Consider the following 17474-nt stretch of genomic DNA (forward strand, 5'->3'; position numbering starts at 1 on the left):
GCCCTCCTTTTTCTGTTTTTCAAGGGCTATGATAGACTTGTTGATAACTTTTGTCAATAAGCAACTCTTTCGAATGTGCCACTTTGCATTCGCATTTGCAGCTTTTGTCTCCCGTTCTGCCAGATCCGGGATCGTTGTTATGACAGACTCATCTCTTTCAATGCAGCCGCCGCCCGATGCACCTCTTCCTCCGTATTCCCATGAGAAAAGCTGAAGCGTACCATTCCCTGTTTTTCTGTATGAAACAACCGATGCATCAAAGGTGCACAATGCCCGCCCGGCCGGGTACAGATCCCGTACTCCTGAAACAGCCAGTCACTGACTTCTCCGGAATCTTCACTTCCCAGATTCAGAGAAAGCACCGGTGCGCGCAGTTCCCCATCTGGATCTCCGTAAAAAAGAAATTCCGGACAGTCCTTCAGTTCTCTGTAAAAAAGATCCGCAAGACGCAGTTCCTTTTCCTGAAATTCCTTCCGGCGTTCCTCTTCCATAAGATACCGGACACCGGCCAGAAGTCCGGCAAGCCCATGTGTATTCAAGGTTCCTGCTTCCAGTCGTACCGGCATGGCAGAGGGCTGTTCTTTTTCAAAAGTAAGGATCCCGCTTCCTCCGGAAAGCAGCGGCTGTATCTCCACACCCTTCCGCACACAGAGTCCGCCTGTCCCCTGAGGTCCCATAAGACTTTTGTGACCGGTAAAGCAGACCACATCGATCGCATCCTCTTTCATGGAAATGGGAAAAATCCCGGCTGTCTGTGAGGCATCCACGATCAGAAGCGTCCCGTTTTCCCTGCAGATTTTTCCGATCCGACGAAGATCATTCCGGTTTCCTGTTACATTGGAAGCATGCGTGACCACAGCAAGCTTTGCTCCTTTTCGGATCTTTTCCTCCAGATCTTCATAAAGAAGACGCCCCTTTTCATCACAGTCTGCCAACAAGAGGGCAACTCCCTGTTTTTTCATTTCATAAAGAGGTCTCAGCACACTGTTATGCTCCATCACGGTAGTGACCGCCAGATCTCCCGGCTTTAAAAGGCCTTTGACAGCCATATTCAGACTTTCCGTAGCATTTGCAGAGAAAGCCACCCGTTCCGGTCCGTCTCCGTCAAAAAGAAGATTCAAGGCTTCTCTGGCCTGAAACACCATGCGGGAAGCCTGAAGAGCCGGTCCGCAGCCGCCCCTGGAAGGATTTCCAAACGAATTCATAGCCTCCGTCACCGCCTGCAGCACTTCCGGCGGGCGGTGAAAACAGGTGGCTGCACTGTCCAGATAAATCATCCCTCTGCCTCCCTTATAAGCGAAAACAGGCCTTCCAGAACACCCCCGCCGATGCATCTGGCTTTATCAGAAATCGTAAAACAATTTTCATATTCCGACAGTCTTGGATCCACATCTGCCATCTTAAGTCCTTTTGTCACAGGAAAACCGTCCGGAAGGATTCCTCTTAAGAGACCGGAAAGCGGTGACGGAACTTCCACTTCTCCGATTTTCCCCAGTGCCTCTCCTTTTTCCACGGAATCACCGATATCATGAAAAATATGAAGGTTCCCTTCCACCGGTGCGTGAACCACCCGTTCCTTTCCATAACCGGCAATGACCCCCGGCACTCCCGTATTCGGCATAGCCATTCCTTCCCGTATAATCCGTCCAAGCGAATGTCCGCGCATGGTCTCGATCACCAGATCCACATCCACACCGGCTGTAAATCCCGGCCCCAGTGCAATGGTATGTTTTGCCATCGTTTTGTCTGTTCCAAGATTCTGTTTTGCCAGAATGGCATCCACCAGCGCCATCGGTTTTAATTCTTTCAGATAACTGCAGTCCGCATCTACCAGAAGCGGAATCCGTCCTCTTTTCCAGACTTCTTCGATCTCTTCCGGACACTCGATCCGCTCTGCTGTCACTTCTTCGACGGCAGCTGTCCCTTCATAAACCGCCTGTGACAGAGCCACTTTCCTGCGGATAGCCGTAGGGCGGTCTGTTTCCAGGATCACAACTCCAAAGCCACTGTTCCAGAGCTTCTGAATCGTTCCTGTTGCAATATCTCCGCCTCCACGGACAACTACCAGTTCCTCTCGTTTTCTCTGCATGTTTCCTCCATTGCCTGTGTCAGGCTGCTCTCTTCCTTACGGCTTTACGAGCAGGTCCGCGTGTGTCATACGTTCTGCGATCTCATACATATTCGTCACCTGCCCAACAGCCAGCTTTTCTGCCAGGTTATAATGGTTCAGGCAGGTTCCGCAAGTCAGGATCTCCACACCGCTTTCCTCCAGGAAACGAAGATCTGCCAGAGCTTCACTCCCCTCAACCGTCATGAATGCACCACTGTTATAAAACAGCAGGGTCTCCGGAAACTTGTCCTGCTGGGTCAGCGCATAGAGAAAGCCCTTTAAAAGCAATCTTCCCAGGACAGGATCTCCCTCTCCCATATGATCTGCACTGATGACCGCCACCATGCCTCTGCGCCGCTCATCTTTTTTCTCCGGTTCCAAAGCCGCTTCCTCTTCCAGCTTTTTCAAGGCTTCCTCACCGGAATCTCCGGCCACGATCTTGACCAGATACTCACGGTCCCCCGTCTTTGCAGAAGCAGAAGCCAGACCTTTGTGTTCTGCCATCTTCATAAGATTCTGCACAGCGATCTCATTGTCCACCAGGATCTCAACTACTTCTCCTTTTTCCGCATCTTTCAAAGCATTTTTTGCTTCGATCACCGGTAAGGGACACTGTTTTCCTCTTGCATCAATTTTCATTTTCTTCCATCCTTTCAGTTTTCATAGACTGCTTCGTAAATCACTCTGCTGTTTTCCGCCAGTTTTTCCATTTCTTCCCGCCAGGAGCGCTCCGCCATCCAGGCAAGACCACAGCCTGCTGTGATCTCACCCGGCACCGGAACCAGACGCCCCGGAAGACCTGCCGCATGACAGCATGCTTCCATCTTTATGGCTTCCGTCGTATTGGGAAAAGTCATAAAGCAGCGGTTTTCTCTGTCTCTTCTGAGAAAATTCCGACGGGTATGTGTCTCTTCTGCCATATCCTGTTTTGAACCTTTCTTTTATATAACGTAACTATTCAGACCCCATCTCGATTCCGCTTCGCTACATCTCGATGTGGCTTCTCGCCAAATAGATTTTCAATCAAAAGTGTTCATTCATGCGAGCATGACTCACACTTTTGACAGAAAATCTGCTTGGCTCTGAATAGTTACTATATAACGTTCTTTCTCATTCATCATACGTGATACTTGATGAAAAATCAATCGCCGAAGCGTACATTTGAAAACCCCGAAAATTCCGGCTTTCATCCGCATTTTCGGGGTTTTGCATCATACAACAGCAGAACGCCGGCTGTTCCCGCATATACCCAGACAGAAACCGCCCAACCAGCTGCATGATTCAGTTGAAATATACCATTTCTTCCGCGGGTGCCTCACAGGGAACCACATCAGAAGCATAGAAAACCGGTCCTTTGCCGCGGTACTGCTTGGAATATTCGAAAGCCACTTTCGCAGTCACCTGTACCCACTGACCGTGGCGGAGGTTTTTCGCCAACGGTGTCTTGCAGATATAACCAATGACACGCGTATCATCCACACAGCAGGTCATGGCTTTTCTGCCGGGAACAAAGTACTCTGCCTCTTCTTTGCGGCTCTTCATCGCACGGGCCTTGAAACGTACCGTCTTGCCTACATATTTCTTCGGATTATCTTCCATATCAATGTAGAAAATACCGTAATCCACATCATCGATATCAATGATATCCGCATTCATATCATACGGCATACTTTCTTCAAACAGATCAATGATGTCACCATTTTCATCTTCAAAGCTGATATCACAAGCCGGATTGACTACCTTCAGGCCTCTCCGGTAATTCGCCAATGACATCGTTGTCTTACAGCGGTTAAAGATCACCATATCCGCATCCTGTACCATCTCCGTAAAGACAGACTGCATATTATTGCGGTAGATCTCATAGCTGCCGCCATCGATGATAACGATCTCCTGACAGATCCCCCATCCCGGAGGCATCTCCATAGCTCTCAGCTTATTAACTCCCCAAAGAGGATTGTACTCAATGATCACGCGCTCTGGCCGGTATTTTTTCTCCAGTGCCCTTAATGCGGAAAGTGTCAAGTCCTCCGGTTCTTCCATCGTTGCCACTACCGTATGGTATTTCAGAAGATCTTTTTCATCGTACTCTTCCTCACCTTCTTCACAGTTGATCAGAAGAGTGGTTCCATCCACCTGAAAGTAATCCTGACGAAGGGTGAAATTCAGGAAAGATGTTTTTCCGCTTTCCAGAATTCCATCCACCAGATAGACCGGCGTTGAAATTTCAAAATCGTCCATAATTAACCTCTTTCAAACCAGAGTTTTTCCAGTTTTTCTTCATCCATTTTTGAACCGATCACACAGATACGGCCTGTATACTCCGGATTTCCGTCACGAAGCTCATACTCTTCCGGAACCATATCGAAATATGTCCAGACACCGTTCTCATCCTCCAGCATACCCTTTGCACGAAGGATCACGCCGTAAGAAGCATCCTCGGAAAGAGTTTTCAGGATCTCCTCGATCTCAGCTCTGCTGAATTTACGAACGGTCTCCTTGCCCCAGCTGGTAAATACCTCGTCGGCATGATGATGGTGGTGATGATGCTCGTGATCATGGTCGTGGCAGCCGCAGGTGCAGTTCTCATCATGCTCGTGGTCATGATGATGCTCGTCATGCTCGTGATGGTGCTCATGCTCTTCGTGGTCATGGCAGCCGCAGGTGCAGTTCTCATCATGCTCGTGGTCGTGATGATGCTCGTCATGCTCGTGATGGTGTTCATGCTCTTCGTGGTCATGGCAGCCGCAGGTGCAGTTCTCATCATGCTCGTGGTCGTGATGATCGTGATCATGCTCCTCCTCTACATGAGAAAGATCAATTTTCTTGCCCTCGATCGTATCAAGGATCTTTTTGCCTTCCAGCTGTTCCACAGGAGTGGTGATGATCGTTGCATCCGGATTCAGCTCACGGATCATGGCGATAGCAGTTTCAATCTTTTCATCCGTAGCTTTTGAAAGATCGGTACGGCTTAGAATAATGGTTCCGGCAGCCTCCACCTGATTTTTGAAAAACTCACCGAAGTTTTTCAGATACATTTTGCATTTCAACACATCCACAACCGTAACGGCACTGTTCAGGACTACATCCTGATCATGCAGACGCTCTACCGCATGGATGACATCAGAAAGTTTTCCTACACCGGAGGGTTCGATGACGATACGGTCCGGATGATATTTCTCCACAACTTCTTTCAGCGCAGTTCCAAAATCTCCCACAAGAGAACAGCAGATACAACCGGAATTCATCTCACGGATCTCGATACCTGCATCCTTCAGAAAGCCGCCGTCAATACCGATCTCACCAAATTCATTTTCAATCAGAACGATCTGCTGACCTTTGAAGGCATCCTGTAAAAGTTTTTTGATCAAAGTGGTTTTTCCGGCACCAAGGAAACCGGAAATAATATCGATTTTTGTCATTTTCTACATCTCCTGTCTTTTACTACAAAAGCGGACGAAGAATCCCTCCGCCCGTATTATCTCTTAAAGATACTGCATTTATTACCTTTTTCTTTCCAATGCATGATTATACTACGAAAAAAATTTTCTGTAAATGGCATTATTGAAAACTTTTCTCTTCGTACCGCTATTTAGAATCTGCTTTCTTTTCTCTTTTATTTGATAATTCCCCATGTTCTTCCAGATATTTCAGGAAGCCTTCGCATCCCTCAACCACATCCTCATAAGTTTCATCAAAATTGCCTGTGTACCACGGATCCGCTATATCTCTTCCCGATCCAGCAAATGAAAGGAATTTATACACCTTCCCCTCAGGATCTCCTTTCAGCATCCGGTTAAGGTTCCGTATATTGGCGGTATCCATGCCAATAATATAATCAAACTTATCATAATCTGCCAGCGTGATCTGCTTTGCTCTATGAGGCACCAAAGGAATCCCTACCTCCCTTAATTTATTTACAGTTCCTCTATGCGGAGGATTGCCAATCTCCTCCCGGCTTGTTGCAGAACTGTCTATCACAAACTGATCCGCCAGACCAAGAGCCTTTACCTTGTGTGTGAAAACGCTCTCGGCTAAAGTTGACCGGCAGATATTGCCGTGGCAAATGAATAGTATTTTTATCATTGTTGCATAACCTCGCATTTCTTAGTTTTTCTTGGTTTTTCGGGCTTTGTAAGCCTTTGTGAATTTTTCTTTTCTGGCATAACCTGGTTTATTTTCTCATAATATCGTCCGCAAAAGGTGTAAAATAAGGTGTATGTTTTTCCATTTTACACCTTGCTATTTTCAATTAAAAATCGTAATTACACAACCTGAATCCGGGCAACTTCTTCCCTGGCATCCTCAAGATTTACGTGCGTATATGTATTCAGCGTTACGCTGATGTCTGAGTGGCCCATCAAATATTGCAATGCTTTTGGATTCATTCCGGATTTTGCCATATTTGAGCAATAGGTATGCCGACATACATGAGGGGTGATGACAGGCATCTGTACTTTGTAAGTATTATTATACTTCTGAATGATGTGTTGAAAATAATGCTCCCAGTGCAGGGAATAACAGATACTTTCATTTTTATCAAAGTATAAGAATCCACTTTTTCCATCTACCATAGGTTCTGCTTTGGGCGGGTTTCGTTTTTCTATAATTTTCCGAAAACATTCCTCTACATCTGCAGTCATAGGTATCTTTCTTGTTCCGCTGGTTGTTTTAGTCTCTTGAATATAATATCCGATTTTTGATTTTTTCTGCAATTGATGATCGATGTTGATCGTATGCTCCTTGAAATCAATATCAGAAATCGTCAAACCACAAAATTCCGAGATGCGAAGGCCTGTTTTAAATAATATGTAAATTCCTTCATAATACCTGCAAAAATGAGGGTCTTCCTTCACAAACCGTAGGAACTTTCGTTCCTCAGCCCTGCTGATTGCCTCTCTTGTCACACTGTCATTCACAACCACTTCCATTAGCTGAAACTGAAATGGATTTTTCCTGATCAGGTCATCATCCACTGCCAACTGAAATGCCGGACGAAGAACTCCTCGGATTGAATGGATGGAACTATAGCTTTTCTTTTCTACCTGCTGAAGATGTATCAGCCAACATTTTGCATCCGAAATCCGAACCGTATCAATCCTTCTTTTTCCAAATGGATCTTTCTTCAATAAATTGATAACTGTTCCGTATCCTGCAACTGTAGTAGGTCTGACACCGGTTTTTGTTGATATATATTTTTCAACCAGTTCCAGTACCGTCATATTTCCGCCATTTGTTGCAATCTGTTCAAAATGATCTGCCTGGATTTTCTTCTCCATCTCCCGAAGCGATAAAGCCCGGCGCTTTCCTTTCGGAGTTGCATCGTTATGGTCTAAGCGCCAGCTATATACGCAGCGCTCCTTTCCCATCTCATCGACATACTTAAATCTATATCTGCCATCAGATAACTGTATTTCTCCATTGTGTAATATACGTCCTCTATGATCTCTCCTTTTTTCACTCATAATATTTCGTCTCCTTCATTAAATGCTCATTTAACTTGGAAGACCGTCTCGGTTTATTCATTATACCACAAGACCTTCTCTTCGCTAAGATAAAATGAACATTATTTTCATTACCATTTCTTCTATTCTGTCACTTAAACTGTACTGGCTGTGTCCAGATAATCTTCAAATAATTTTCTTTTGAACCGGATATGCGAACCAACTTCCAAAATAAAATCTGCTCCTTCATTTTCACCTGCGATTTGTCTCAATCTCTTTTCTCCAATTCCGTAATATTCTGCTGCTTCGGAAACATTTAAAGAATATTTCTTCCAAACAGGTATTGTTTTTTCTGTATGATTCATTCGCATTCCTCCTTCCCTCTGTTTGTGTTCAACAGCGTTTTCGCTTTCTCCATTTTCATACTTGCAATCGCTTCTCGTTTGCTTGTGCCTCCAACATACACGGGTGTACACATTTCTAAAATACGGTCATAGATACGCCTTTTATCCAACATGGTCTCGCTTTTTATTTCTTTCAGCGGAAGATTCGTTGTGATGATCAAAGGTCGTCCCGAACGGATCCTGCGGTCTATGACACTAAAAATAATTCCTAACGCATATTCTGAATTTCGTTCCACTCCAAGATCATCAATAATCAAAAGCTGATAAGACGCCAATGCATTGATATATTCCGTTTTGTCTGCCAGTGGAAATATATCATCAATAATGGTATTGAAATTTGTCATCTTTACCATTACTTCTTGCTTAAGAAGTTCATTGGCAATGCACCCCGCAATAAAACTTTTCCCGGTACCAACCGGTCCCCAGAACAAACAGCCTATATGATTTCTTTTCATTTCCTCCCAGTTATCAACATATTTTTTTGCTCTATGCATTACCGTATCTGACATATCTGCATTCTCAAATGTCCACTCTTCCATTCTGCTCTCGTCAAAACAGATGCTCGTATTTCTGCTGACTAATTCCCGGTGCTCTTTGTCTTTAAAATATTTTTGTTCTTCTTCATACGCTTTTCTGTCACAGGCACATTGCCTGGAATGTTTCTTCATCCCCATAAATCCACCCTCAGGAAAAAATGCTTCTTTCGCTTCCCCACAGACTTTACAGTATTGCAAACCATCACTGCCTACACATACAGTATCTTCTTCTCTCATCACAAACTCTCTCCTTCCCCATAGCAATAATTTACTTCATGATATTTATTTCTTTTATATTTCTCAGTTACTTTACTAGGTGCCACATTTCCGACTCCTGCACAGCCATTTTTACGACCAGATGAAGGTTGCTTTTCCGACTCTGTTGCAACCATCTTTTCAACCGCCTTATTCTCAACCAGCTGTAAACCAATCTCATCAGATGGAATTTTTACATATAAATGATTGGGTTTTGAAAAACCACCAGATCTGCGAACCAATAGTCCCACATCATCTAATTCCTTCAATGCTGTTTTTACAGAAGATTTACATTTGCCGATTTGAGCAGACAATTCCTCTATCGGAAAAATCAGATAAACATTTCCATACTTGTCTATCCAGCTATTCTTTCTCGATATCCGTGCCCGGTCATACAAAATCATATAAAGAAATTTTGCAGTTTGGGAAATGCGCAGTTTGAGCAAAAACTTCGGAAACTGGAAGTACTGAAGCATCTGCTCTGACTCCTTCATGTATTCATATTTCATTCTTTTCTCGCCTCGTTTCTGTTTCTAATTGTTGTAAAAATCATTTTTATACCGGCTCAAAAATGTCCTTACACATATTCAAAAGATGAAGGGCATAAATACAGGTTCTTGATAAAAATTTTTTAAATTTTTCCTGTCCAAAATACCCTTACATAAAACGAAACGCTGAGAGGCATTTTTACAGCCCCCTAATGAAATTTTTTTAATTTTTTTGATTAATTGAATATTTGAAAACAAAAAAACACTCACCTATTCCAGGTGAATGCCTTATCAAAATTTCCTTATTTTGTTGTCTATGACGCTTATTCAGATATGCCTGCATATCTGCTAAAATGTAATTGCCAGCAATTATATTTTCACGTGGGTATGGGGACGTAATCCCCATCAAGTCTGCCACTCGTAAGTAATACAATATTGTCAAAATGACAATACTGTAATACACGGGTGGATCTTGCTCTGGTTGTAACGTATGAATTCATACAATAATAGGCCCAAATGGGCACTTTCACCATTTGAGCCTATATATTATATATGTCTTTCAAATGATAGCTTAAAAAATAGCTGTCTAGACGGTATGTTTTTAACGTAGAATTGATTTTATGGAAGACAAGGCATGGAATGCTTTGTACCTTTAATGGAAAAATTTAATGATATTTACCATGTACAAAAAAGAAACGGCAGATAAAAAACATCACACGAATCCTTATCGTGCTGTAAACTATATAAGAGATGAGAACGGAAATCCTATATGCCCTAATGGACGTAAATTTCTTTTCAAACGAAAACAACATGTAAGATATAAAAAATATGGACGTACAGAAGAAATCTATCCAAGCTTATTAAGTGTACCCTTTTTACATAAAACAGTGACGATTTTCAAAAAACATATATTAATGTAAAGAAACGCCAGAACCAGCATTTGTCGGAACTAGCGTTTCTTTAGCAGAGACTTATTTTACAGCCCCGTTTTTTGCTTATATTATTTTCCTCCGTTGGATTTCAATTTTGGAAAGAAGATGACTATCTTAAAGCCCTTTTCCCACGGGGAAGCAGCTTCCAGACGAAGGTTTAGATCGTCAGCCATCTTCTTAACCAGGTAAAGCCCTATACCGGTAGCTTTCTTTCTGCTGTCAGTAGAATCCCCGGTAAAGCCCTTTTGAAAAATATACGGCAGATCATATTTTTTTACACCGATGCCATTATCCTCAACTGAAAGGACATCTGCGATCTCCGAATGTATCATAGAGATTGTTAGCATGGGACTATCGCTGCTATATTTTATGGCATTGCTCACGATCTGTCCCAACATAAACTGAAGCCCTCTACGGTCTGTATAGACTGTTTCAGATTGCAGTTTATTGATAATTACAAACTGCTTTTCTTCCAGAAGTGGGGCATAGTCCTCCAGAACTTCCCCCAAGCAGTCATTCAAATTGATATCCTTAAACTGATAATCCTTTGTACTGCTCTTTAACCGGGCATAGTATAACATCTGAGTGACATCCTCCTGAAGCTGACTGCGGACATAATCCAGTTTTGCTTGCAGGGGAGGAGACATTTCGTTGCTCCGATTATCCAGGAGCATGGTCAACAACGATAGGGGCGTTTTCGCTTCATGTGCCCAGCCCTCCACATATTCTTCATAGTCCTGTAGGGCATCTGCCATACTGTTACTCTCAGTTTTGTGTTCCTGTAAAACTGATGCCAGAAGCCGGATAGATTCTCCTTCTTCCCGGCTGATGGCACTGAGCAGCCGTTCCTCGTTGCAGATGGCAGGATCACTGAGGAAATCCCGGAACAGCTCTCGGCGGGTGGTCTCCCGCTTGTTTAGTACAAACAGAATTGCTGAAAACAAAAGGAGGCTTGTCAGAACTACTAACCCACTCAAGGTTTGAAATGCCTGAATGTCAGAAATCCAAAGAATGATAGCACAAAAGCAATCCACGCCCAACAGCAACAGCAGCCAGGGGTAGTACCGTTCTATCATGCGCCAAAGCCGCTTCATGGAGCCACCCCCGTTTCCAGACGATAGCCCATCCCACGAACCGCAACGATTCGCTGCTTCATCTCAAGACCGGACATCGTCTTTTTCAGCCTGGTCAGATTAACCTGCAAGGCATTTTCGTCTATGTATTCCGTGGTTCCCCATAGTGCTATGCAAAGTTGCTCCGTCGTGACCAGAGCATCGCCGCCGGACAAAAGAGCAACCAACAGTTTTCCCTGATTTTTTGGAAGCACGACAGAGGTATTATGAATATAAAGCGTGTAGGTCTGCTGGTCTAACAGGAAATCTGGTCCCTCTATGAGATTGGTACGGCCTTCATACCTTTTGAGAATATTGGATACCCTGGCAAGAAGTCGATCTTTTCTGCACGGCTTCGTCAAATATTCATCAGCACCCAAGTGGAACGCTTGCAGTTCATCCTTTACCTGATCTCTGGAAGTCAGTATCAGGACGGGGATAGCGGTTTTATTCTTTAGTTCCTGGCAGATTTGAAAGCCACTGATCTCCGGCAAATTCAGGTCTAAGATCACAAGGTCAGGACGGAGGGCTGCCAGGAGCCGAGCGGCATCTTCCAACTCGGTGATTGCCTCCGCAAGATATCCGTCCTTTTGAAGCATATTGCAGAGTTCTTCCCGCATATAGACTTCATCTTCCACAACAGCAATTCTTTTCACGGCAGCACCTCCTTCCAAATTATTCTTCTCTCTGTGGCTGCATCAGTGTCAGCAAATACCGATCACTGGAGCGCTTGACCACTCTCATATAAATATATTCTATCACGCAAAGCAGCAAAATCATAGCAGCAGATACAAACATCATTTCAGCCACTGTCCCACGGGTTCGGGACGAGAGTATCCCTGTAAATAACGCCCTGACTCCAAACAAACTGCTGACAGCCGCAACCAATACAGGAAGTCCCATAAACCAGGTAATTTGCTTTCCAGCAGACTGGCAAAGGGTTTCGTAAGTAGCTCCCAGGCGGATCAGAGTCTGGTATCTGCGCCCGGTTCTCTGCTGACTCATCAGGAACTGAACACCCACGATGGTGTTGGCAACTACCAGGAAAACAATCGCAAGATAGAGGGTAATATAACTGGATGCTATGGTGTAGAAAAGCTGACGACCCATATTCTGAAGATAGCTTTCATATTCAATGTCAGTTTCGTCCAGCTTCTCGTTCAAATCCAAATATGCAGTCATAAGGCTATTTCCATTCAGAGCTTGCTCACTGAGCACCGCATTGACATGGGTATCATACATTCCCTGACTATAATATAGGAATGCTTCATCCGGAAGAATCAATGCAAAGGACAAGGTTATAGAACGGTCCGTGACCAAATTCACAGACTGAACCTCTCCTGTAAGATGAATCGGACTACCATCCAGTTCCACCTTGGGATGCCCGGCCAATACTTGGTTCAGCATTGCGGTACGGCTTACCGTAGTAAACTCTGTATCAATATAGACAGCGGCCTCCTTTTCGCCTAATTGGAGAGCCGGATTGCCGGACAATTCCAACAAACGATTATAGTCCGATAAACAAATCAAATATGGGTATGTGGCATAACCAAGATTGTTCAGAAGGACATCCCGGTCTTCCGACTGGGGCAGGCTCCGAAGAGAGTCCATAACAGCGTCCATGCTGTAGGCATTATCATAATCTTCTGTGGTGCGAATACGCCCAACCCTCATTTCAAAAAGCTCTGAAAATTGATTTTCCAAACTGTTTTCTTTCAGGACTGCCTTTATATTCGGAAGAACCTGCGATGAATCTTCTGCAGTATGATCTTCAAAAGTATAGTCGATTACATGGTCAGAAGACAGGTTATTCGTTCCTGCAATTCCTACGCCCGCACCAAAACAACACAGCGCCGCCAGAATCAGCAGGGAGCTGATGGCCATGGAGTTTGACTGATGAATGACATTCTCCTGAATCTGCCGGAAGGTAAATACATGAAGCTGCTTATTTCCTTTTCCTTTCTTAACAATCAAAGCAATCAGTGCACGCATCCCATAGAAAAGCAGCATCGTACCAACTATGCCCAACAGCAAAGTCAGTCCCATCATACTTACCTTTGTCCATGCAATTCCCTGAATCGCCATGTAGTAAGCCACTGCCAACATCACACTTCCGCATATAGCAGCCAGTCCATAGATAACAGATGGCATTTGCTTTTTGGGGCGGTTCGTTGGCTGGGATAGCAAAGTACCGATCTCCTGGCGGCTGATTCGTCCACTCAAAATCAGAAGTGCCGTCAGCTTAATTGCCAGAAATCCTGCCAGCGTCCATTCAATCGCAAACCAGGATAAAGAAAACTGATGACCGATGATCCCCATGCCTACCAGCTTGGCGGTGACAAGACTGACAATTTCTGAAAGCACCACAGCCACAGGTAATCCTATGAGCATGGCAAGAATACTGGTCAGGAAATCTTCCGCCAGAAGCATACCAAACAGTTTACTTCTACGCATCCCCAACATTAGATAAACACCAAACTCATGCCGTCTGCGCTCGAACTGATACTTGCAGGCAAAATAGATCAAAAAGAACAGAATACCGAGAGTCATCCCATAAAACGCAGGAATCAGAAGCAGGAGTTTGTCAACTGCGTCACTCTCCATTTTCTGCAAAAAGAGCATCACATCTTGAGTGGAGATGGAAAGAATCATGTAAAATGCAACAATAGAAATCACCAGGGAGCTGAAAAACAGACCGTTTTCCTTTCGGCTGCGGCGACTGTTCCGAAGAATGAGATTAGAGAACATTTGCGCTGCCCCCTCCCAGTTGCGCCATCACCTTCAGGATGCGCCCGTAGAACTCCTGCTGGCTTTCGTCTCCACGCCGAAGCTCATGAAAGATCACGCCATCCTGGATGAACAGGATGCGCTTACAGAAGCTGGCGGCATTGGAATCATGGGTTACCATCAGGATCGTAGCTTGTTCGTCACGATTCAGGCCGGACAGCTTCTCCATAAGACTTCTTGCGTTCTTAGAATCCAGCGCACCCGTCGGTTCATCGGCAAGGATCATTTGGGGATGTAAGATCAGAGCCCTTGCTGCCGCAACACGCTGACGCTGGCCACCGGACATCTTGGACGGAAACTTATCCAGAACATCAGAAATTTCCAGATAGTCAGCCAACTGCTTCAGCCGCTGGCTGCTTTCTGTTTCGGCTACCCCATGCAAGGAAGTCGGGAGCAGGATATTTTCCCTGCCAGTCAGGTTGTCCAGCAATTCAAAGTTCTGGAATAGATAACCAACTTTTTTGCCACGGTACTCGGCAAGAGCCTTTTCCTTGAGGGATTGCAGAGTATCTCCCTCCACCTGAATGCTTCCACCTGTAGGCTGAATCACAGTTGCAATACAGTTGAGAAGCGTGGATTTGCCGGAACCACTGCTTCCCATAATACCGAGAAACTCTCCCGGCATGACCTGAAAAGTGATTCCGTTCAGTGCTCTCGTCTGGTTTGGCAACGTCCCATAGACTTTGGTAAGATTTTCAATATTCAAAATTGGTTTCATGTGAATGCCTCCTATCCATTTCTGGGTAAATGATAGCACAGAAGCACAATAAATAACACTTACAGTCGCTGTAAGGATTCTGTTCCTGTTTTCAGAACAAGAATGACGCATCAAGCGGAATAAGTATATGTTTTGTAAAAACGTCGGGTGACAATGAAAAAATATACTGGACTACCGGATTGGCTAACTTGCATTTCTTTGTCAATTCTGGTAACCGCTTCAAACATGGAAGTTTCTGTTCTTACTTTTATTATACTCAATCAATAAAATCAACACGGTTCAGCAAATTTTAATTATTTCCAATATGACAAAATTGCTTCCTGTTATATTTATCTATTTCTTTATTTCTCTATTATTCCGATCCGGTCTTCCAAAGGTATAAATAAGGTGTAAATTATTCGTCAATCATCAAAAAATCCTTTAAAGCCTAGGCTTTCACAGCATCCATTAAACACTGCCGTGGCAGATGAAAAGTACTTTTATCATTGTTTTATTTCTCCTTGATTTGCCCCGGAATGCCCTTGTTTGCAAGGGATTTCGGGGATTTGTGAAATGTGTGATTTAGGTGGCATCTTGGCAAAATAGGGCAAGATGAAGCAAGTTGTTGCGGGCTGTTAGTAGTAAAAATAGTAGTAAAAGGAAAATACTTACTACTAAGGATTATTAAATTCTCCCGTGACATTTTTTATATTTTAATCCACTCCCACACGGACACTTTTCATTTGGATATATCTTTTCCTTTCTTCTTTCCTTTGTTGGAAATTCAACTGGCAAAGGTTTCACTCCCTTTGATAAAAGTTCAAGTTCCCTTAATCTATAAAGATATTCCGAAATAACTAAAACTGTTTTAAACATAGATAATGCCTCTATTTCAAACTCAAGCAAGTATTCCGATAATTTCTTCTCTCTCTTTCTAGGATCTGGGATATATATTATTTTTTGAGTTGAGGTTTCATACTCAACATCATTATGTCCAATTGCATTTCTAAGTTTTTGATTATACCTCACATCTATTGTGCGCATATAAATTTCATTTGTATTATACAAACGGAATCTATGTGCTTTTGATGAAGTTATGAATTTATCTAATGAAACTATTCCAGCATCATTATTAATAAAATTATTGGCATCATCTCTGTTTTTTATATTATCAATCGCCGCAGGAATAATAAGCAAATTGCCCAATGTTTCATATGTATCTAAATAAAACTGTTTTACATCATCGTAGGTACTCGTTGTAGTTCCTTCTGTTTCAAAATCAATATTCTCTTCTTCACAAAACTGTAATGAAAAAGCCGGAACTAAATAAGGAAACGTTTCTATGAACTCACCCAGCAAAACATTAATTTGTTCTTGCATTTGATTTAATCCATATCCATCATGAGAATTAAGATATTCTATAAAAGAATTTATTTGTTCCTTTTCTAATTTCAAAATGCTTGAACCGATTTCAGGTAAACTTATAATTTCAGGTTTAAGTGGTAAAAGGAATCCATGAACTTCTATCATACGAACTGCACGTATAATTTCAAGTTCATTTCTACACATAATAAAATCCTCAGGAAATATCTTCTTAATCTCTTGAATCAAATACTCCCGGTTTCCACCCTTATACAATTGCAATACCCTCTTATATTGAGGCCAAATATTAATTGTATGCTTAAGCGTTGCCACTCTTCTTCCAAAATCTTTATAATTATTAAAGTCGGTCATTTTCTGCTGATATCGAATAAATGGAGTAACAAAGTTGTCTTGTAACACCCATCCTTCGCACATCTTTATTGTGGGGAACTCTCCCGAACATTCCACTACATAATCCGGCAAAGTAGTTGGAGTAGCATTTACCATTTCGGCATTTTCAAATTTAAACTTAAGCTCTGGAATTTCTTGTCCAATCTTTACTTTTCCTTTTAATGAGATGCCACATTTTCCACAGGTTACAGCAATTGGATGTTCATCAAGCCAACCGACTTGTAATCTTATTCTAGTAACACATCCGCAAACCTCACACTTTATAAACTCATTATATACCAATGACCTCACACTCCTGACCGTCTTGATTACATTGTTTTAACCGCAACAAATATAATAATGCATATGCTCTATTATACAAATATTCAACAAATTGAGAGTCATTCAATGCTTCTCTTTGCTGTTTTGCACCGTTTAAATAATCATTATGTCTAATATCAAAATACTCATTTGATAGTTTCATTAACTCATTTAGTTCGTTTTTAACCACAGCATATACTTTTGAATTCGTGTCTTTGTTAACAGACAAGGCTAACTGAGAATATTGACTATTTCTATTACCTTCTTGTGTTGATATCAAGTACTGTAAAGCATCAATCAAAAAATCCAAAGCACTTTTTTTCTCCATAAGATCATTGCTATTAATCATATCTTCAGAAAATCTGATTTTTCTTTCAAACATACGATAATTCAATATTTTATCAATACCATAAGTGCTCTTATATCTTCTTTTTCCTCAACAACCATTGGATTTGAAATCGCCTTATTAACTTTTGTAATATAATCAATTACCATTTGTGACTTTCAGGCAGCATGTTTCTGATGTTGATGCTTCTGTTAAAGCGGCTGATCAGAGAATAGCACACATCACCAGTGAGCTAAGCACGCAGAAAGTCATTCAGAAACACTGTGATTCTTACCGGCTCTGCCGTAAAGTGA

The 17474-nt window shown here is 42.8% G+C and carries 17 protein-coding genes; all 17 read right to left on the minus strand.

Going from position 1 to position 17474, the window contains the following annotated elements; all coding sequences use genetic code 11:
* Positions 1–137: 137 nt before the first annotated feature.
* Positions 138–1277, minus strand: coding sequence for an aminotransferase class V-fold PLP-dependent enzyme (locus DXA57_RS00730; protein WP_117764019.1), 1140 nt, complete (start codon positions 1275–1277; stop codon positions 138–140).
* A complete protein-coding gene (yqeB, locus tag DXA57_RS00735) occupies positions 1274–2089 on the minus strand; it encodes a selenium-dependent molybdenum cofactor biosynthesis protein YqeB (RefSeq protein ID WP_117764020.1) in 816 nt (271 codons plus the stop codon). The genes DXA57_RS00730 and yqeB overlap by 4 nt, the downstream gene beginning before the upstream one ends.
* 36 nt (positions 2090–2125) lie before the next feature.
* On the minus strand, positions 2126–2749 hold the full coding sequence (gene yedF, locus DXA57_RS00740) for a sulfurtransferase-like selenium metabolism protein YedF (RefSeq protein ID WP_117764021.1): 624 nt from the start codon (positions 2747–2749) through the stop codon (positions 2126–2128).
* Positions 2750–2763: 14 nt separating this feature from the next.
* A complete protein-coding gene (locus tag DXA57_RS00745; RefSeq protein ID WP_117764022.1) occupies positions 2764–3030 on the minus strand; it encodes a DUF3343 domain-containing protein in 267 nt (88 codons plus the stop codon).
* A 361-nt stretch (positions 3031–3391) separates the two neighbouring features.
* A complete protein-coding gene (locus DXA57_RS00750) occupies positions 3392–4348 on the minus strand; it encodes a TIGR03943 family putative permease subunit (RefSeq protein ID WP_117764023.1) in 957 nt (318 codons plus the stop codon).
* Between the two features lie 2 nt (positions 4349–4350).
* Positions 4351–5529, minus strand: coding sequence for a CobW family GTP-binding protein (locus DXA57_RS00755; protein ID WP_117764024.1), 1179 nt, complete (start codon positions 5527–5529; stop codon positions 4351–4353).
* 166 nt (positions 5530–5695) lie between these two features.
* Entirely contained in the window at positions 5696–6193 is a 498-nt protein-coding gene (locus tag DXA57_RS00760; protein ID WP_117764384.1) for a low molecular weight protein-tyrosine-phosphatase, read from the minus strand.
* Between the two features lie 179 nt (positions 6194–6372).
* On the minus strand, positions 6373–7572 hold the full coding sequence (locus tag DXA57_RS00765; RefSeq protein ID WP_117764025.1) for a site-specific integrase: 1200 nt from the start codon (positions 7570–7572) through the stop codon (positions 6373–6375).
* A gap of 134 nt (positions 7573–7706) precedes the next feature.
* Positions 7707–7916 carry a MerR family transcriptional regulator gene (locus DXA57_RS00770; RefSeq protein WP_004844954.1) on the minus strand — a complete coding sequence of 70 codons (210 nt, stop codon included), beginning with the start codon at positions 7914–7916 and terminating at the stop codon, positions 7707–7709.
* On the minus strand, positions 7913–8728 hold the full coding sequence (locus tag DXA57_RS00775; RefSeq protein WP_109216668.1) for an ATP-binding protein: 816 nt from the start codon (positions 8726–8728) through the stop codon (positions 7913–7915). The genes DXA57_RS00770 and DXA57_RS00775 overlap by 4 nt, the downstream gene beginning before the upstream one ends.
* On the minus strand, positions 8728–9255 hold the full coding sequence (locus DXA57_RS00780; RefSeq protein WP_055218792.1) for a replication initiator protein A: 528 nt from the start codon (positions 9253–9255) through the stop codon (positions 8728–8730). Before DXA57_RS00780 ends, DXA57_RS00775 begins: the two co-directional genes overlap by 1 nt.
* A 979-nt stretch (positions 9256–10234) precedes the next feature.
* Positions 10235–11260: a sensor histidine kinase gene (locus tag DXA57_RS00795; RefSeq protein ID WP_109216666.1), complete on the minus strand. Its 1026-nt coding sequence runs from the start codon at positions 11258–11260 to the stop codon at positions 10235–10237.
* Complete coding sequence (locus tag DXA57_RS00800; RefSeq protein WP_055218786.1) at positions 11257–11934, minus strand: response regulator transcription factor; 678 nt, start codon at positions 11932–11934, stop codon at positions 11257–11259. The genes DXA57_RS00795 and DXA57_RS00800 overlap by 4 nt, the downstream gene beginning before the upstream one ends.
* 19 nt (positions 11935–11953) lie before the next feature.
* Positions 11954–14026: an ABC transporter permease gene (locus tag DXA57_RS00805; protein WP_117764026.1), complete on the minus strand. Its 2073-nt coding sequence runs from the start codon at positions 14024–14026 to the stop codon at positions 11954–11956.
* Positions 14016–14783: an ABC transporter ATP-binding protein gene (locus DXA57_RS00810; RefSeq protein ID WP_062304187.1), complete on the minus strand. Its 768-nt coding sequence runs from the start codon at positions 14781–14783 to the stop codon at positions 14016–14018. Before DXA57_RS00810 ends, DXA57_RS00805 begins: the two co-directional genes overlap by 11 nt.
* A 663-nt stretch (positions 14784–15446) precedes the next feature.
* Positions 15447–16817 carry a YecA family protein gene (locus tag DXA57_RS00815; RefSeq protein WP_117764027.1) on the minus strand — a complete coding sequence of 457 codons (1371 nt, stop codon included), beginning with the start codon at positions 16815–16817 and terminating at the stop codon, positions 15447–15449.
* On the minus strand, positions 16807–17217 hold the full coding sequence (locus tag DXA57_RS00820) for a hypothetical protein (protein ID WP_243005668.1): 411 nt from the start codon (positions 17215–17217) through the stop codon (positions 16807–16809). The genes DXA57_RS00815 and DXA57_RS00820 overlap by 11 nt, the downstream gene beginning before the upstream one ends.
* Positions 17218–17474 lie beyond the last annotated feature (257 nt).

Origin of the sequence: Blautia sp. OF03-15BH (genome assembly GCF_003463065.1) — a bacterium.
Classification (GTDB): domain Bacteria; phylum Bacillota; class Clostridia; order Lachnospirales; family Lachnospiraceae; genus Limivivens.